This window comes from Chondrinema litorale, from assembly GCF_026250525.1.
In the GTDB taxonomy this organism is placed as follows: domain Bacteria; phylum Bacteroidota; class Bacteroidia; order Cytophagales; family Flammeovirgaceae; genus Chondrinema; species Chondrinema litorale.
The window spans coordinates 1,586,275-1,600,632 of record NZ_CP111043.1 but is presented as its reverse complement, the minus strand read 5'-3'; the positions used below and the strand labels follow the sequence as shown (position 1 = coordinate 1,600,632).

12 protein-coding genes are annotated in these 14,358 nt (G+C 33.1%); 7 read left to right on the top strand and 5 right to left on the bottom strand.

Features of this window, described 5'->3' with window-relative positions:
* Positions 1–542: 542 nt before the first annotated feature.
* The 4 genes from OQ292_RS06760 (at position 543) to murQ (ending at position 5,402) form a co-directional block, all read left to right on the top strand.
* A complete protein-coding gene (locus tag OQ292_RS06760; RefSeq protein WP_284685291.1) occupies positions 543–2,672 on the top strand; it encodes a L,D-transpeptidase in 2,130 nt (709 codons plus the stop codon).
* A gap of 140 nt (positions 2,673–2,812) precedes the next feature.
* On the top strand, positions 2,813–3,724 hold the full coding sequence (locus OQ292_RS06755) for an ROK family protein (RefSeq protein ID WP_284685290.1): 912 nt from the start codon (positions 2,813–2,815) through the stop codon (positions 3,722–3,724).
* Positions 3,725–3,735: 11 nt separating this feature from the next.
* A complete protein-coding gene (locus tag OQ292_RS06750; protein WP_284685289.1) occupies positions 3,736–4,575 on the top strand; it encodes an N-acetylglucosamine kinase in 840 nt (279 codons plus the stop codon).
* Between the two features lie 20 nt (positions 4,576–4,595).
* Complete coding sequence (gene murQ, locus OQ292_RS06745; protein ID WP_284685288.1) at positions 4,596–5,402, top strand: N-acetylmuramic acid 6-phosphate etherase; 807 nt, start codon at positions 4,596–4,598, stop codon at positions 5,400–5,402.
* Positions 5,403–5,428: 26 nt separating this feature from the next.
* Here murQ and OQ292_RS06740 read toward each other — a convergent pair whose 3' ends face one another.
* The 3 genes from OQ292_RS06740 to dapF form a co-directional block, all read right to left on the bottom strand.
* Positions 5,429–6,493 carry a sensor histidine kinase gene (locus OQ292_RS06740; RefSeq protein WP_284685287.1) on the bottom strand — a complete coding sequence of 355 codons (1,065 nt, stop codon included), beginning with the start codon at positions 6,491–6,493 and terminating at the stop codon, positions 5,429–5,431.
* A gap of 155 nt (positions 6,494–6,648) precedes the next feature.
* Positions 6,649–8,685: a CHU_0125 family OmpA-like outer membrane integrity protein gene (locus tag OQ292_RS06735; RefSeq protein WP_284685286.1), complete on the bottom strand. Its 2,037-nt coding sequence runs from the start codon at positions 8,683–8,685 to the stop codon at positions 6,649–6,651.
* A gap of 258 nt (positions 8,686–8,943) precedes the next feature.
* Complete coding sequence (gene dapF / locus OQ292_RS06730; RefSeq protein WP_284685285.1) at positions 8,944–9,708, bottom strand: diaminopimelate epimerase; 765 nt, start codon at positions 9,706–9,708, stop codon at positions 8,944–8,946.
* 166 nt (positions 9,709–9,874) lie between these two features.
* Between dapF and OQ292_RS06725 the strand changes: the two genes are divergently transcribed.
* Positions 9,875–10,213 carry a hypothetical protein gene (locus OQ292_RS06725; RefSeq protein WP_284685284.1) on the top strand — a complete coding sequence of 113 codons (339 nt, stop codon included), beginning with the start codon at positions 9,875–9,877 and terminating at the stop codon, positions 10,211–10,213.
* Positions 10,214–10,216: 3 nt separating this feature from the next.
* Here OQ292_RS06725 and hisB read toward each other — a convergent pair whose 3' ends face one another.
* Entirely contained in the window at positions 10,217–11,311 is a 1,095-nt protein-coding gene (gene hisB / locus OQ292_RS06720) for a bifunctional histidinol-phosphatase/imidazoleglycerol-phosphate dehydratase HisB (protein WP_284685283.1), read from the bottom strand.
* A 242-nt stretch (positions 11,312–11,553) separates the two neighbouring features.
* On the opposite strand from hisB, the gene OQ292_RS06715 reads away from it, so the two are divergent.
* Positions 11,554–12,765, top strand: coding sequence for a murein hydrolase activator EnvC family protein (locus OQ292_RS06715; protein WP_284685282.1), 1,212 nt, complete (start codon positions 11,554–11,556; stop codon positions 12,763–12,765).
* A 23-nt stretch (positions 12,766–12,788) separates the two neighbouring features.
* On the opposite strand, the gene OQ292_RS06710 is transcribed toward OQ292_RS06715, so the two are convergent.
* Positions 12,789–13,388, bottom strand: a complete 600-nt coding sequence (locus OQ292_RS06710; protein WP_284685281.1) for a hypothetical protein — start codon at positions 13,386–13,388, stop codon at positions 12,789–12,791.
* Between the two features lie 405 nt (positions 13,389–13,793).
* Here OQ292_RS06710 and OQ292_RS06705 point away from each other — a divergent pair, with 405 nt between their 5' ends.
* Positions 13,794–14,306 carry a UpxY family transcription antiterminator gene (locus OQ292_RS06705; RefSeq protein WP_284685280.1) on the top strand — a complete coding sequence of 171 codons (513 nt, stop codon included), beginning with the start codon at positions 13,794–13,796 and terminating at the stop codon, positions 14,304–14,306.
* Positions 14,307–14,358 lie beyond the last annotated feature (52 nt).

Genomic DNA, 14,358 nt, shown 5'->3' with positions numbered 1-14,358 from the left:
AATTTAGTTGTACTTCTCGATTTACACAAAATGAATCAACCTGACTGTAAGATTAACAATGATAATTTTTATATCAAATCTTAGAGAAGTAAGAACTTTGGCAGGTTAAGATTGTTTGCATAATGTTTTTTAGGAACAAATATAGAAACAGGGCATTGCCAAAATTGAAAAATGTAATCAAAGAAGAGTCCCATTATAAGAGTGATTCAACTTAGATAATCCCAAAATAGGAAATGTAGGCTACATTTTAATTACATTCAACTAAAAAAATTACTTCGGTATCTTAAAATTTTGTTCTAAAATCTATTTTTTAGTATGAAGTCCTCAAATTGTTGGTATTTATAAGATGGTTCCTAGAAATAACTAAAGAAAATTACATTTTCATTATTTAATAAATGTAAATATCCACTTTTCAGAATCTGATTCTTTTTTTTAAAATCCGTTTATAATTCTGATAATATGTTAAATAAGGGGAATTATTACACAAGCATTTACGAGGTATAGTTTTAGATTCATCTGAGGTGAATTTGACGCATACTAACATGCAAACAGATAATCCAAATATTACCAGCAGCTTATTTAACCTAACCTTCGTCCTTGTGACTTTTTGTTGTTTTATACAACCAAAGGCTACACAGGCAGAAGAAATATGCATAAATGATTCTACTACAATCACTCTTGATCAAATCACAACAGGTTCAAGAGCGATAAGAAATTTGGTAGATGAAATGGCAAAAATGCCACTCGATCTCAAAAGCTTTTCTCAAGCATTTTTAGACGAACTAGTCTATAACTATAATTCTCTATCAGCCCATCAGCAGCAACTTCTTAACAAAGAGGCAATTTTTACAGGGCGTATATTGTCAAAAAATTTAAATCCAGAACGCTTTAATCTGGTTCACGAAAAATTTAAAGAACAAATAGAATATGTTCGAAATATAAAAGGGTATAAACAAGGTTATGGCTTGTTTGTAAATGCAGCATCAAAAGGTAAAGGAGGACAAAGAGCCTATTTAATAAACTTGCGTAATGGTGTGATTCTAGAAGTATATTGTTCAACTGCATGGCGAGGAACTGGCTATAACAAAGATTCAGATAAAACCCCTCTAGGTTTCTTTCTTTCAACATCTGGTCGAGTATCTTATAAAGAGAATATTACCATGACTGGTTCTGTAACTGATATGTTTAGAAAGTTGCAGTATCAGCGATGGTTAAGCGAAGCAAAATACCTTCATAGAGTTTCTACCAAAAAGGAGAAAGCGTATATCTGTAGCAATCAGTTTGCTTTAAAGGGGCAAAATATAGGTGATGAAATACTCCCGCTTAAGGCAGTTGATGACTTGTACAAAGGAGATACTGTCGCAGCAAAGGTAAATAATAGTAATTCAGCTGAGAGGCATCTGTACGTACATGGCACAAATAGGGTCGATCAACTGGGAATGAATCTTTCGGGTGGATGTGTGAGGGTATCAAATATTTTTAGTTTTATACTTCAAAAAGTTTTTTATGCTCAGCACGAAAAAATTCCTGTTTTTATAGACTATGTGAAATTTAAAGAAGGTAAAGATGAAAATCCTGAAGACTTCGAACATTTACTTGAAGACTTGGAAGATCATGAAGCTGTGTTTGAGTCTTATCGGGTAATATCTCAAGTACACTTTCTTAATAGTATCGATATTAGAAATAAGATAGAAGACAAAGTAATTAGAGAAATTGTAAAAATATTTAAGACAGGTCCAGATAATGTTGTAAAGGTGAAAATAGCCGCTTCATTACCTTTTCCTGAGACTGCGATGAGAGATTGGCTAATGGTAAAAGATAGTCTTGAGTTGCTCTGCTTAAAACCATATAGGTATAATTACGATCTTTTTGGGAACTACAGAAATTCAGAAGATGTAGTTGACCCTGCCTTAAAAAAATCTATTACTGTAGATAAAGCTCGCGAAATTGTTCAAGCGAGAATGAATTTTACACAGCAGTATATAATTAAGAGGCTTGCGGTAGAATTAAAAAAACACGAAATTGATTATAAAGATATAGAACATAATATTCAGTTTGAATTGAATCCTTATAAGATGAAAGACTTTAGTGGGAAAGAGGTATTTGTAGGATTTGATATTAGCGATATGCGACGTAAAATATTAAGGCATGTAGAGTATTTAGACTCACTGGCAAAATATGCGTCTTTTACTTTTATAGAAAATGAAGATTTAGGTTGGATTAATTCTTATATTGATAGCAAGGTTCAAATTTTCCCAAGATATGTAGGTGGTAAAACTTATGAGGATGTAGTAACTTACGAAGATGCCCTACTTGCGCAAGCTTATATTTATACTATTGGAGAAATGGCATTAAGAAAACTAGCTGTATACGAAGGGAAAATTCTAGATGAAGAAGACCCCGAGTTTTACAATATATATAGGAAAGATAATTACAAGTTTCATCAACTGATCGATAGCTTTGGCTCTAAAGAGCTACTAAAATATAGCCGAGACCCACATATTAAAGGGACTGGAACCTTAAGTGGTGAGTTAAAACAAAATAACCAGAGAATTTTGGGTATAATTAGAGTTTCAGAGAAGTATTTAAGTGGTTTTAAAGGTGAAACTAATGTTTTAAAGGTTGAACAATTACTAATTAGTAATGAGCCAGTTTTCATAACTTCTAGGTAGTTATTCATAATAATGTAACTCTGGATTGGCCTAAAATTTCTTTTTCATTATTATTACAAAGTTTTTTACAATAGCATTATCCAAAAGTTAGTGTTATACATGATTCGTTATATCATAATTATATAGATATTATATATTCAATGGAACATTTTTTAGGTGTTGATATAGGAGGTACCAATGTAAAGTTTGGTTTAGTTAATACTGATGGAGAGCTTTTATATAAAGAAAAATTTCCAACAAAAGAGGTATCTGCAAATAAAGATTTTGCTGGTAACTTTAGTAAAATACTTGCCGCCCAGCTTGAGAGAAACCCTGAGGTAAAAAAAGTAGGAATAGGTGTGCCTGGTACAGTTTCGAAAGACAGACTTACCATGCTTGAGCTGCCAAATATTCCATCATTAAATAAAGTGCCTTTTGTTAAAATTCTGAAGGACAAATTCCCAGAAATTATTTTTCATACAGATAATGATGCAAATGCGGCTGCATTAGGTGAATTTTACTTTTCGAAAAGTAAAATGCCTGATGATTTTATCTTTATCACACTTGGGACAGGTGTTGGTGGCGGTGCTGTAATTGATGGCCAGATCTTTAAAGGTGGTGATGGTAACGGAATGGAAATCGGGCATATTATTTCTAGTAATGGCAGAACGATAGAAGAAAATATTGGAAAGAAAGGCATTTTGGGAATGGCCTTAACTACAATTGAAGGGTATAAAGGTAAATCTGTTCTTTCTAAAATGGGCAAGCTTGATCCTAAGAAGGTTGTAAAAGCGGCACACAAGCATGATAAATTAGCGCTCGAAATATTTGTTGAAGTTGGTAAGTATTTAGGCGAGTCGATTGTTTCTGCTGTTAGATTGCTGGATGTAAAAACCATATTAATTGGTGGAGGAGTTTCTGATACATTTGAATATGTTCAGGCAAGTATGAATAAAACGCTAAAAAAATATCTAACTCCTTACTATATGGATAAAATGGATATTAGGTTAGCTACTTTAGGTAATAATGCAGGCATAATTGGAGCTGCTTCACTTTGCTTTATTGAAGACTAGGAAAATAATATATGATACTTATTGCCGATAGTGGTTCCAGTAAAACCGACTGGCGGTTAATTGACAACACAGGTAAAATCTCACAACAAAAGAGCCTAGGTTTAAATCCTTACTATCAGTCATTAGAAGAAATTCATCAGAATATCTCTGCTACTTTTAATACTTCTGTTCTTGAACAAGTAAATAAAGTATTTTTTTATGGGGCAGGCTGTAAGGAAGATGGTAAAGTGTTGATGGAAAATGCTCTAAAAAACGCATGTAATTTAGCTGATATTTGGGTGGGTAACGATTTACTTGCTGCTGCCAGAGCGACCTGTGGGAAAGAATTAGGAATAGCTTGTATTTTAGGTACTGGTGCGAATTCTTGTTTGTATAATGGAGAAGAAATTATAGATCATATACCTCCTTTAGGTTTTATTTTAGGAGATGAGGGAAGTGGTGCTTTTTTAGGAAGAGAATTGATAAATGCCTTTTTTAAAAGAGATTTACCTCAGGATTTACAAGATCGTTTTCAGAAAAGATATAACCTTACTGAAAAGTTTGTATTAGAAAATGTATACAAAAAGGAATTCCCTAATCGATTTCTTGCTAAATTTACTCGGTTTTTGCATCATAACATAAGCCATCCATATGTTAAGCAATTACTTTACGATTCTTTTCAACAGTTTTTTGTTAAAAATGTAAAAAAATATAAAGGCTATCAGGAGTATCCTGTACATTTTACTGGCTCAATAGCTTTTTATTTTAATGATATACTTCGTTATACTGCGTCTGAATTAAACATTACTTTAGGGAAAGTAATTGAATCACCAATAGCAGGTTTAAGCCTGTTTCACGAAAAAGACATATAATTAATAAAATTCCAGATAAAATGAACACAACAGAATCTTCATCTAATTATAATAATTTGGAAAGCATGCCTTTAAACGAGTTGCTTTTCAATATGAACAGAGAAGATAAAAAAGTTCCGGATGCAGTAGAAAAAGCAATCCCTCAAATAGGAGCGCTTATTGAGCAAATTGTGAAAAACATGGAGCAAGGTGGGAGACTATTTTACATTGGAGCTGGAACAAGTGGCAGGTTAGGTATTTTGGATGCCTCTGAGTGTCCGCCAACATACGGGGTTCCGCATGGGTTAGTAGTTGGTTTAATAGCCGGTGGAGATACTGCCATTAGAAAAGCAGTAGAGTTTGCTGAAGATGATTTAGGGCAAGCATGGAAAGATTTAGAAGGATACGATATCAATGAAAAAGATAGTCTTATTGGCATTGCAGCATCTGGTAGAACTCCCTATGTAATTGGTGGATTAAGAACAGCCCGTGAAAAAGGAATTCTTACAGGTTGTATAGTTTGTAATGAAAATAGCAATGTAGCCAAAGAAGCTGAATATCCGGTAGAAGTAGTAGTAGGGCCAGAGTTTGTTACAGGTAGTACCAGAATGAAATCTGGAACAGCCCAAAAGCTTGTATTAAACATGATTTCTACCTCTGTAATGATTCAGTTGGGTAAGGTAAAAGGTAACAAGATGGTAGACATGCAATTGAGTAATACCAAACTTGTAGATCGTGCTACCCGCATGGTTATGGAAGAGCTTGGCATCGAAAAAGATGAAGCTGAATCACTCATTCAAAAATACGGTAATGTACGTAATGCGATAGATAATTACGTAGCAAAGTAATTTGTGAGTAGCTTATAAACTGGAAGTTATCTTGAAACAGAGATTTCGCTTTCATCCCATTTGGGTAAGATAATCTCTGTTAACACTCCTTCTTTTCCATCATTATTAATATTAAAAGACGCTTTTTGATGATAGAGTAAGTCAAGTCTTTGCCTGGTACTTTTTAGCCCATAACCTTCTTTTCTATCAGGTTTTGGGTCGTATTTACCAGAATTTCGGATTTTTAATTTTAAAAATTCTCCTTCAACTTCTGTATTAATACTAATTGTACCACCATTTTTGAGTCTGGAAATACCATGTTTAATGCCGTTTTCAACAATTGTTTGGAGCATCATAGGAGGTACTTTATAGCAAAGAGCACTATCGTCAATAGCATATTCTACATGAAGTCTTTCTTCGTAGCGAGTGCCTTCTAGAGCTAGATAGTCTTTTACAATTTCCATTTCTTCTGCAAAAGGAATAACCTTTTTCTTATCCATCATTAAAGAATTTCTAAGGATGTTTGATAATTGGTTAATGGAACTCTTTGCTTTTTTAGGATCTTCGTCTACAAGTGCTTTAACAGTGTTTAATGCGTTAAATATAAAGTGAGGATTCAACTGAGACTTGAGCTGGTTTAACTCAAACTCGTTGATCATTGCTTCCCATTTTAGGTTTCGGTTATAATTAGAAACATAGTGATAAAAGAAGTAACCGAAAGTCCAGAAGAAATAGAAAATGTATAAGGTAATGATGTTATTGACAATATCAGTCGTGTTTATCTTAAATGTTTCAATATTAAAAATATATGAAGAGATAAGGTTAAATGGCGTTGTGAAGATGGCGATTAATAAAGTAACTAAGATTATTCTGGGAAAAAGCTTTGGAAATAGAAGTTTTAACCAGTTTCTTTTTATGATGATATACCTATAAAAATGCGAAACACCAAAAAGGCATATCATAGTAAAAAGAGTATCAATTACAGTATAAGTAGTAAGTGTTTGATTTTGGATAAAGTAAGTGAGCAGCGTAAATAAACCTACGAAAGTCCAAAAGCTAATTTGGCAAATCCAATAAAGTACACTTTTGTTTATATTAATTGGGAATCTCATGTTGTAGTCTGATAATGATTTTTTATGCTAGAATAATTAAAAAAACACTAAAAATAAAAGTGAATTCTATAAGAAGGAGTAAGTAGTGATAAGAGGAAAATAAAAAAGGAATCTGTACTTAGACAGATTCCTTTTTTATTGTTGATTTAGAATTCTTATTCTTCCTTATTGTTATTTTCTAAATCGTCTACAGTACCAATAATTGTAACTGTTGTACGACGGTTTTGCTGATGTTCTTCTTCTGAAATGGCATTCGGGATTAAAAGCTGGGTTTTACCATAACCCTTAGCTTCAATACGAGTAGGATCGATACCCTGAGTTACGATGTACTCAACTGCAGACTCGGCTCTTCTTTTAGAGAGTTTCATGTTATATGCTCCTCTACCTCTAGCATCAGTATGTGAGCCAAGCTCAACACGAATCTTATCTCTACTTTTTAGGTAAGCAACTAGTTTATCTAGTTCTCTTGCTGCATCTGGTCTAATTCTCCAATCATCGAAATCATATAAAATGCCTTCTAGAACAATAGTTGGCCTGCCATTGCCATCTTCACCACCACCGTCTTCAATTTCAAGATCAGCAAAGATGTTTTGGTATAGAATTACATCAGTTTCAAAAGTAATATTTGTAACAGAGTCAACTAATTCTTCTTCTGGTACGCCTTTACCAATGGTAGAAAATATTTTATTATCAGTAATGAAAGTTGCTTTATTTGCCACTACTGTATAGTCGTAACCAATATCCAGTTTTACATCAAACTTAAATCTACCAATAGAATCTGACTTAGTTGTTGCCATTAAAGTTCCTCTTTCATCATACAGTTTCATATCTACATTTGGTAGTAGCGTTCTGTTTATGTCTTCTTCAACAAAACTGGTTCCGGCGAGGTAGTAATTAACAGTTTTAACTTCAGGAGAGTTATCTTCGAAATAGAAAATATCATCATCGCCTTTTGCTCCATCAGTAGTTCTATTAGAGGAAAAATAACCAGATTTAGGAGTTAACAAAGTAAGTGCAAAATCGTCTGAAGTAGAGTTAATAGGAGCACCCATATTCATTATTTTAATTTCTCCATCTCTTCTTGTTGCTCTAAATAAATCTAGGCTACCTAAACCAGGGTGTCCATCAGAAGCGAAATACAATTCACCAGCTTTAGTTACAAATGGGAACATATCGTTACCTCTACTATTTACAACTTTACCCATATTTCTTGGTCTGCTCCATTGTCCATTAGCTTGGATGTCTGAACGGTAGAGGTCTAATCCTCCATAGCCACCAGCTCTGTTTGATGCAAAATATAATCTTTTACCATCTGCAGTTAATGCAGGACAAGCATCCCAGCTATCAGAATTTTCGCTACTTACTGGATAAAGTATTTTTGCTTCAGACCACTGTTCGCCATCAAAAGTTGAATAGTAAAGCTTTACATCTCTTACTAAATCTTTATTTTTTCCGCTATTACTTCTAGCGAAAATCATTACTCTTCCGTTTCTGGTAAAAGTTGGAGATGCTTCGTGAAAACCATCTATATTAATTGCTTCATTAAATGGAGTAGCTACACCTGAGCAATTCTCATTTTTTTTGAGGTCGTAGTAGAATAAATCATGAAAACCTTTACCAGTAGCTTCATAAACTACTTGGCTGTTTCTATTGCTAGTAAAAACCAATTTGTCTTCAAATAAAACCGGAGAAAATTCAGCACTTTCAGTATTGAGTGCATCACAGTTTTCTATAGTGATGTATTTATTTGGCTGAGCCAGTTTTTCAACTTCTTTGAGTGCTTCTATCTCTTCTCTAGCTCTTCTTGTTTGGTTGTAATCTGTACCTTCTTGTACATATTTAGTAAAACCTTTTTGAGCCGATTCATAATTACCAGTATTCTTTAAAGCAAATGCATAGTGATAAAGTAAATTTTCATCTTCAACTTTTTTGCTCACATATGCTTTTCTGTAATGAGGTTCAGCCAGTTCCATTCTGTTTGAAAGTCTGTAAGCTTCACCAATCATATAGTTCGACTTTGCTTTTAGAACCTCATCTTTTGCTTCAGCCAGTATTTTGTTGTACTGAGCAATAGCACCTTCGTAGTTGCCTTGTTTAATTTTGTTTTCAGCTGATTTGTAAGCTGATGCACAACCAAAAAAGGTAAATGCTGCCAGTAGTATAAATGCTGAATAAATTCTTCTGGTTGTCATGGATATTCTTATAAAAAATTATAAAAAGTGGTTGTCAACAGACGAAAAATGGTCTGGAAAGACTATTATCTTAAAAGACCAAAAATTTGATAGAATAGTTGGAAACTCTTTATTTCTATTCAAACAAATGAACAGAAAAATAAATTCTTTTTGAAGTTTGAATTTAGTGATAGGTTATTATAATGCCTAAGTTAAATAATTTGAACGCAAGTTTGTTTACCTACATACTTAATAAATGAAAACATTTCAGTTTTGTACTTATATTTCAATGCTACCAAAAAAAACTTTTTTAGCTGGACCAGTGAGGTAAATATTTTCGTATCTGCCATCATTTTTCTCAAAGCTTACATTGAGCGAACCACCTTTTGTTTTTATAGCAATATTATTAGTCCCCATTTTTTCAGAAGCAAATAAAGCTGCTGCAGTCACACCAGTTCCACAAGACCAAGTTTCGTCTTCAACTCCTCTTTCGAATGTTCTTACAAAAAGTTCTTCTCCTAAGATTTCCAAAAAGTTTACATTTGTTCCTTCAGGTCTGTAAGAATGTCTAATGCTTTTTCCTTCAGAATAAACTGGGAAATTTTCAATATCATTTACATATTTTAGATAATGTGGTGAGCCAGTATCAGCAAAAGCATCTGCACTAATTTTATCTATACTATCCACATTGCCCATTTTTAAAGCAACAAGTCCGTCTTTTATATATGCTTCGTGTAAGCCATCTGCTGCTAAAAATGTTGTGTGTTCTTTAAATATTTCTAAGTCATAAGCGAATTGCACTGTACATCTTCCTCCATTGCCGCACAAAGATCCTTCTTTGCCATCTGCATTGAAATATACCATTTCAAAATCGGTAGTGTCGTGCTTTCTCAGTAGAATTAAACCATCGGCTCCAATCCCAAATCTTCGCTGGCAAAGTGATGCTACCAATGCCTGATTGTTTTTATCAAACTGCTCATTTCTGTCATCAATCATGACAAAATCGTTTCCCGTTCCCTGATATTTAAAAAAGTTTATTTTCATAAAAGGTATAATGCTTGTTATTTTTTAACTAAAGTAAATAAAATGTTATGAATTTTGTTCTTTTCAAACGATAAGATAAAGACATAACTAATTAGAAGATTGTTGGTATATGTTCGTTTAAGTTGAACATAAAAGCAATCTTCGCAGTTTATTGTAGATATTTTTTATGGAGACCCGATCATTTTTTAGTATAAAACTTTTAGGCTTTTTACTGCTCATACTTGCATTACAATCTTGTAATCCAAAACTCTGTCCTCTACAACCTACTTCTAAAGGAGGTAGTGGTTGTATGGTAAGGGCGCAGCATTACCACGACGGAGAACTTTATAGAGGTAAGGCATGGTGGAAGTGGAGAAAGCAACATTTACGATATGGAGAAAAACACAAAGGCAAGGATGTTAGCAAAAGAAAGATAGAGAAGCGCAAAAGGGGAAAAAAACCTTTTCTTTATGGTTTATTCAAAAAGAAAAAAAACAAAAAGAAAAAGGTTATTAATACGATGTAGCGTTTATAGTGTGCCTTTTGTACTAGGAATGCGATCGCTATATGGGTCTCTTTGAACAGCCATTCTTATTGCTTTTGCAAAAGCTTTAAAAATAGCTTCAATTTTGTGATGCTCGTTATCTCCCTCTACCTTAATGTTTAAATTACACTTTGCGGTATCTGTAAAAGATTTGAAAAAGTGGAAAAACATTTCAGTGGGCATTTCTCCAATTTTTTCTCTAGAGAATTCGGCATCCCAAACTAACCAGTTTCGACCTGAAAAATCAATGGCAACTTGAGCTAAAGATTCGTCCATTGGTAGTAAGAAGCCATATCTATAAATACCCTTTTTGTTGCCAAGTGCTTTTAAAAATGCCTCCCCTAGTGCTAAAGCAGTATCTTCGATGGTATGGTGCTCATCTATATGTAAATCTCCATTTACTTTAATAAATAAATCACAGTTACCATGTCTGGCTAGTTGGTCTAGCATATGGTCAAAAAAGCCTAAACCTGTTTGTATGTCAGATTTTCCTGTTCCATCAACATTTAACTCAATACTAATTTGAGTCTCAGATGTATTTCTAACTACAGTAGACTTTCTTTCAGGAAATTTTAAGTAGTTATAGATTTTGTCCCAATCACTTGTACAAAGTGCAGCCGTATCTAGAGATTCTTCAGAAAAATAAATTGCTTGAGCACCAAGATTTTTAGCCAACTCTACATCAGTCTTTCTATCACCAATTACAAATGAATTTGCTAAGTCGTAGTCACCTTTTATGTATTTTTCTAAAAGGCCAGTTCTTGGTTTTCTTGTTGGAGCATTTTCATGCTCAAATGTTTTGTCAATTAAGATTTCTGAAAAAGCAATGCCTTCTCCTTCAAAAGTTTGCAGCATTTTGTTTTGTGCTGGCCAGAATGTATCTTCGGGGAAACTGTCTGTCCCAAGCCCATCTTGATTAGTGACCATTACAAGTTCATAATCTAACTCTTTAGCTATTTTATGAAGTGATATAATGGATTTGGGAATAAAAGCCAGTTTTTCTAGGGAATCTACCTGAAAATCTTCTGGTGGTTCTACAATTAAGGTCCCGTCGCGGTCTATAAATAAAACTTTTTTCACTTAAATTTGCTTTTAAGTCCTTATTACATCAAATAATATCCAATCTTATAAATAGCAATATTAACACAGGCAGTTGAATAAGTGTAATAGCTTAAAGATAAAATTTAAATCATTACGTTATCCTGTCAACCAATCCTTAAAAATCCGCAAAAAAAACTTAGTTCTATGAATATTTTTGAATAGGGCATGGTTTTGAATTCTTAAGTGTAAATAAACCTATTTTATATAAGTGTAATACTGGTATGCGCAGAGTTTTCCTGTTTCTCTTTTTTATGTTGATTAATTACTTGCTTTTTGGGCAAGAAGATCAGCGTATTGCCTTAGAGAAACAGCGAGAAGCACTATTAGCTAAAATAACTCAAACAGAAAAGATTTATAGTGAGATTAGTGGAAACCATCAAGCAAACTTGTTGAAGCTGAAAACCTTAAATGCAAGACTTAGCCAACATAAAGCATTAGTAGCTGGTATAAATCAAGAATTGTTTTTTATTGAGGAAGATATAAAAGAAACAGGTGAAATTATTTTAGCATTAAATAGAGATTTAAAAGACTTGAAGGAAGAGTATGCATCTATGATTTATCTTTCATCAAAAAATACAGCTTCTAGGTCTTACAATAAAATCTTATACCTTTTTGCTAGTGAAACTTTTAATCAGCTATTAGCTAGGTTTCACTATTTAAACCAATACAAAGAAACAAGAAGTTACCAAATAGATCAGATAGTAGTAGTAACAGAAATGCTTACAAGAAAGCAAGGACAATTACAGAGCGATAAGTTAACTAGAGAAGAACTACTAAAAACTGAAGAAAAGGAACAGCGAGCAATTTTAATATTAAAGAAGAAACAACAAGCGCTAGTTGCTAACCTCTCAAAAGAACAAAAAAAGTTAAAAGAGCAATTGGTTGCTGAAAAGGAAGCTGCTAAGGAATTAGAAAAAAAGTTAGCTGTAGTTTTAAAAGCTAGTCTTAAGAATAATACTGGTGAAGAAAATGGCTTGTATCACACAATTGCAAACTCATCTAACGAGGAAGTATTAAGTGTAAAGATTTTTGAAGAAAATAAGAGTAATCTTATCTGGCCAGTGAAAGAAGGATTTATCTCTTCTCACTTTGGTAAGCAAGAGCATCCTGTATTAGCAAAAATTTGGGTGGATAATTTGGGTGTTGATATTACTACCAAAGAGAATGAAGATGTTTATGCTGTATTTGAAGGTAAAGTAGTTGCTGTAACAAAAGTACCGGGAATGCATTACATGGTTACTTTACAACACGGTGAGTACTTTACAGTATATGCAAGATTGCAAGAAGTAAAAGTAAAGCCCGGTCAACAAGTTAAGCAATTAGCTCCAATTGGTACAGTTGCTAATAATCAAGATGGCGTTGCTTCTTTACAGTTTCAGGTTTGGCACAACCAAAGTAAACTTAATCCAGAAGATTGGTTAAGCTTAGAATAGCTACAAATTTCAATTCTTCAAATTTACTGATTTGATGGTGGTGGTGGCGTAATCATAATATGTGCTCTATGAGTTCCCGGGTTCATTATCCAAGGTCCGCCCGGTATAATGGGTCTTAATGGTAAACCTGTACTCTCTGCAGTTGCCCATGGTATGTAAACTACATAGCGCAAATTAGCTCCTTCAGCTATTCCTGTTTCTGGATCAAAACAACCTTCATCACCTGTGAGTACATGCAATGTTGTTGGGGTTTCTGGCATTTTAAGCATACCACTCTTAGCTTCCTTTTCACGAATATCAAAAACTTCTTTAGCATTTTTACCTTCAGCTTTTAATACTCTGCCTCTCTCCATAAAAGGTTCTAAATTTTTATGGTAGCAAGCTACGCTAAATCCATCTTTACTAGGATCATCTGCAAGGCAAATTAATTCATTATTGCCTTGTTTTAGTATTGTAAACTCTCCTTTGTTATTATACCCGATTACTGTAACCTCAGTTCTTTTTTCATCTGGTGCTGCTAAAATTGCTCCTTTAATTTGATCTTCTGGAGAAGGTATATTTTGAGCATTTACATAAAATAAATTTAGAAAGAAAAATGCAGACGATAGAATTGTAAGTTTCATATAACAAAGTTTAATTGATATGAAGCGTAATATATGTAATTTAGTTTTTTTATGCGGTATGCTCAAATTTCAGAAATAATATTACCTTTTAATAGTCTTAATTGCTAATATTTAGGTGTTTATATTACTGTTTTATTAAAGGGTAGAATTTATTAAAATATTACTTGTAATTAAAGTGCTATTTTTAGGCTACTATAGCTTTCTGGATTCCTTCAAGTAAACAATAGCAAAAAAAAAACTTACATGTGATAATATTCTTACACGTAAATTTCTTTAATTACTCTTAATGTGAATAAAATTTAAAGATATAGCCTTTTCTTTTTTGAGTGATAGTTTTACATTTGAAACGTATTGTAATTTTTTCATGAAGGTTTAATCCTTATTTTTAGTAATACGAAAGCTTCTATGAACAAGAAATGGTATGTAGTTTATACTACACCCAGAGGAGAAAAGAAAGCAAGTCAAAGGCTGGAACAAAGAGGCATACAAACCTACTTACCTGTAAGAGAGACCATTAGACAATGGAGCGATCGAAAGAAAAAAGTACTACTTCCTTTATTTACTTCTTATTTGTTCGTTAATATAGATTTGGTGCATGATAAATATTCTGTGCTTGAAACAAATGGTGTTGTAGCTTTTGTAAAATATCTTGGTAGTGAGGCTGTAGTAAGAGATGAAGAAATTGATGCTATCAAGTATATGTTAAAGAACTATACTGAGATTGAGACAAGTAGTATTCAAGTTGGAGGGAAAAAGACATTAGAGCCCGGACAAAGAGTTGAAATCCAAGGAGGAACACTTAAAGGACAATCAGGAATAATTAAGAATTTAAAGAATAATACTTTAGTCTTGGAACTGGAAAATATAGGCTTTCAGATGATAGCAAAAATTCCAGTAGAACAAGTACGAATACAATAGAAAAATTCACTTTCAAGTAGCTGCAAAGTCTTGGAAGTGAATTTTTATTTTT

Excerpts from the sequence above, each read along its gene's own strand:
- OQ292_RS06760 (WP_284685291.1), top strand. The coding sequence starts at position 543 with ATGCAAACAGATAATCCAAATATTACCAGCAGCTTATTTAACCTAACC.
- OQ292_RS06755 (WP_284685290.1), top strand. The coding sequence starts at position 2,813 with ATGGAACATTTTTTAGGTGTTGATATAGGAGGTACCAATGTAAAGTTT.
- OQ292_RS06750 (WP_284685289.1), top strand. The coding sequence starts at position 3,736 with ATGATACTTATTGCCGATAGTGGTTCCAGTAAAACCGACTGGCGGTTA.
- murQ (WP_284685288.1), top strand. The coding sequence starts at position 4,596 with ATGAACACAACAGAATCTTCATCTAATTATAATAATTTGGAAAGCATG.
- OQ292_RS06740 (WP_284685287.1), bottom strand. The coding sequence starts at position 6,493 with ATGAGATTCCCAATTAATATAAACAAAAGTGTACTTTATTGGATTTGC.
- OQ292_RS06735 (WP_284685286.1), bottom strand. The coding sequence starts at position 8,685 with ATGACAACCAGAAGAATTTATTCAGCATTTATACTACTGGCAGCATTT.
- dapF (WP_284685285.1), bottom strand. The coding sequence starts at position 9,708 with ATGAAAATAAACTTTTTTAAATATCAGGGAACGGGAAACGATTTTGTC.
- OQ292_RS06725 (WP_284685284.1), top strand. The coding sequence starts at position 9,875 with ATGGAGACCCGATCATTTTTTAGTATAAAACTTTTAGGCTTTTTACTG.
- OQ292_RS06715 (WP_284685282.1), top strand. The coding sequence starts at position 11,554 with ATGCGCAGAGTTTTCCTGTTTCTCTTTTTTATGTTGATTAATTACTTG.
- OQ292_RS06710 (WP_284685281.1), bottom strand. The coding sequence starts at position 13,388 with ATGAAACTTACAATTCTATCGTCTGCATTTTTCTTTCTAAATTTATTT.
- OQ292_RS06705 (WP_284685280.1), top strand. The coding sequence starts at position 13,794 with ATGAACAAGAAATGGTATGTAGTTTATACTACACCCAGAGGAGAAAAG.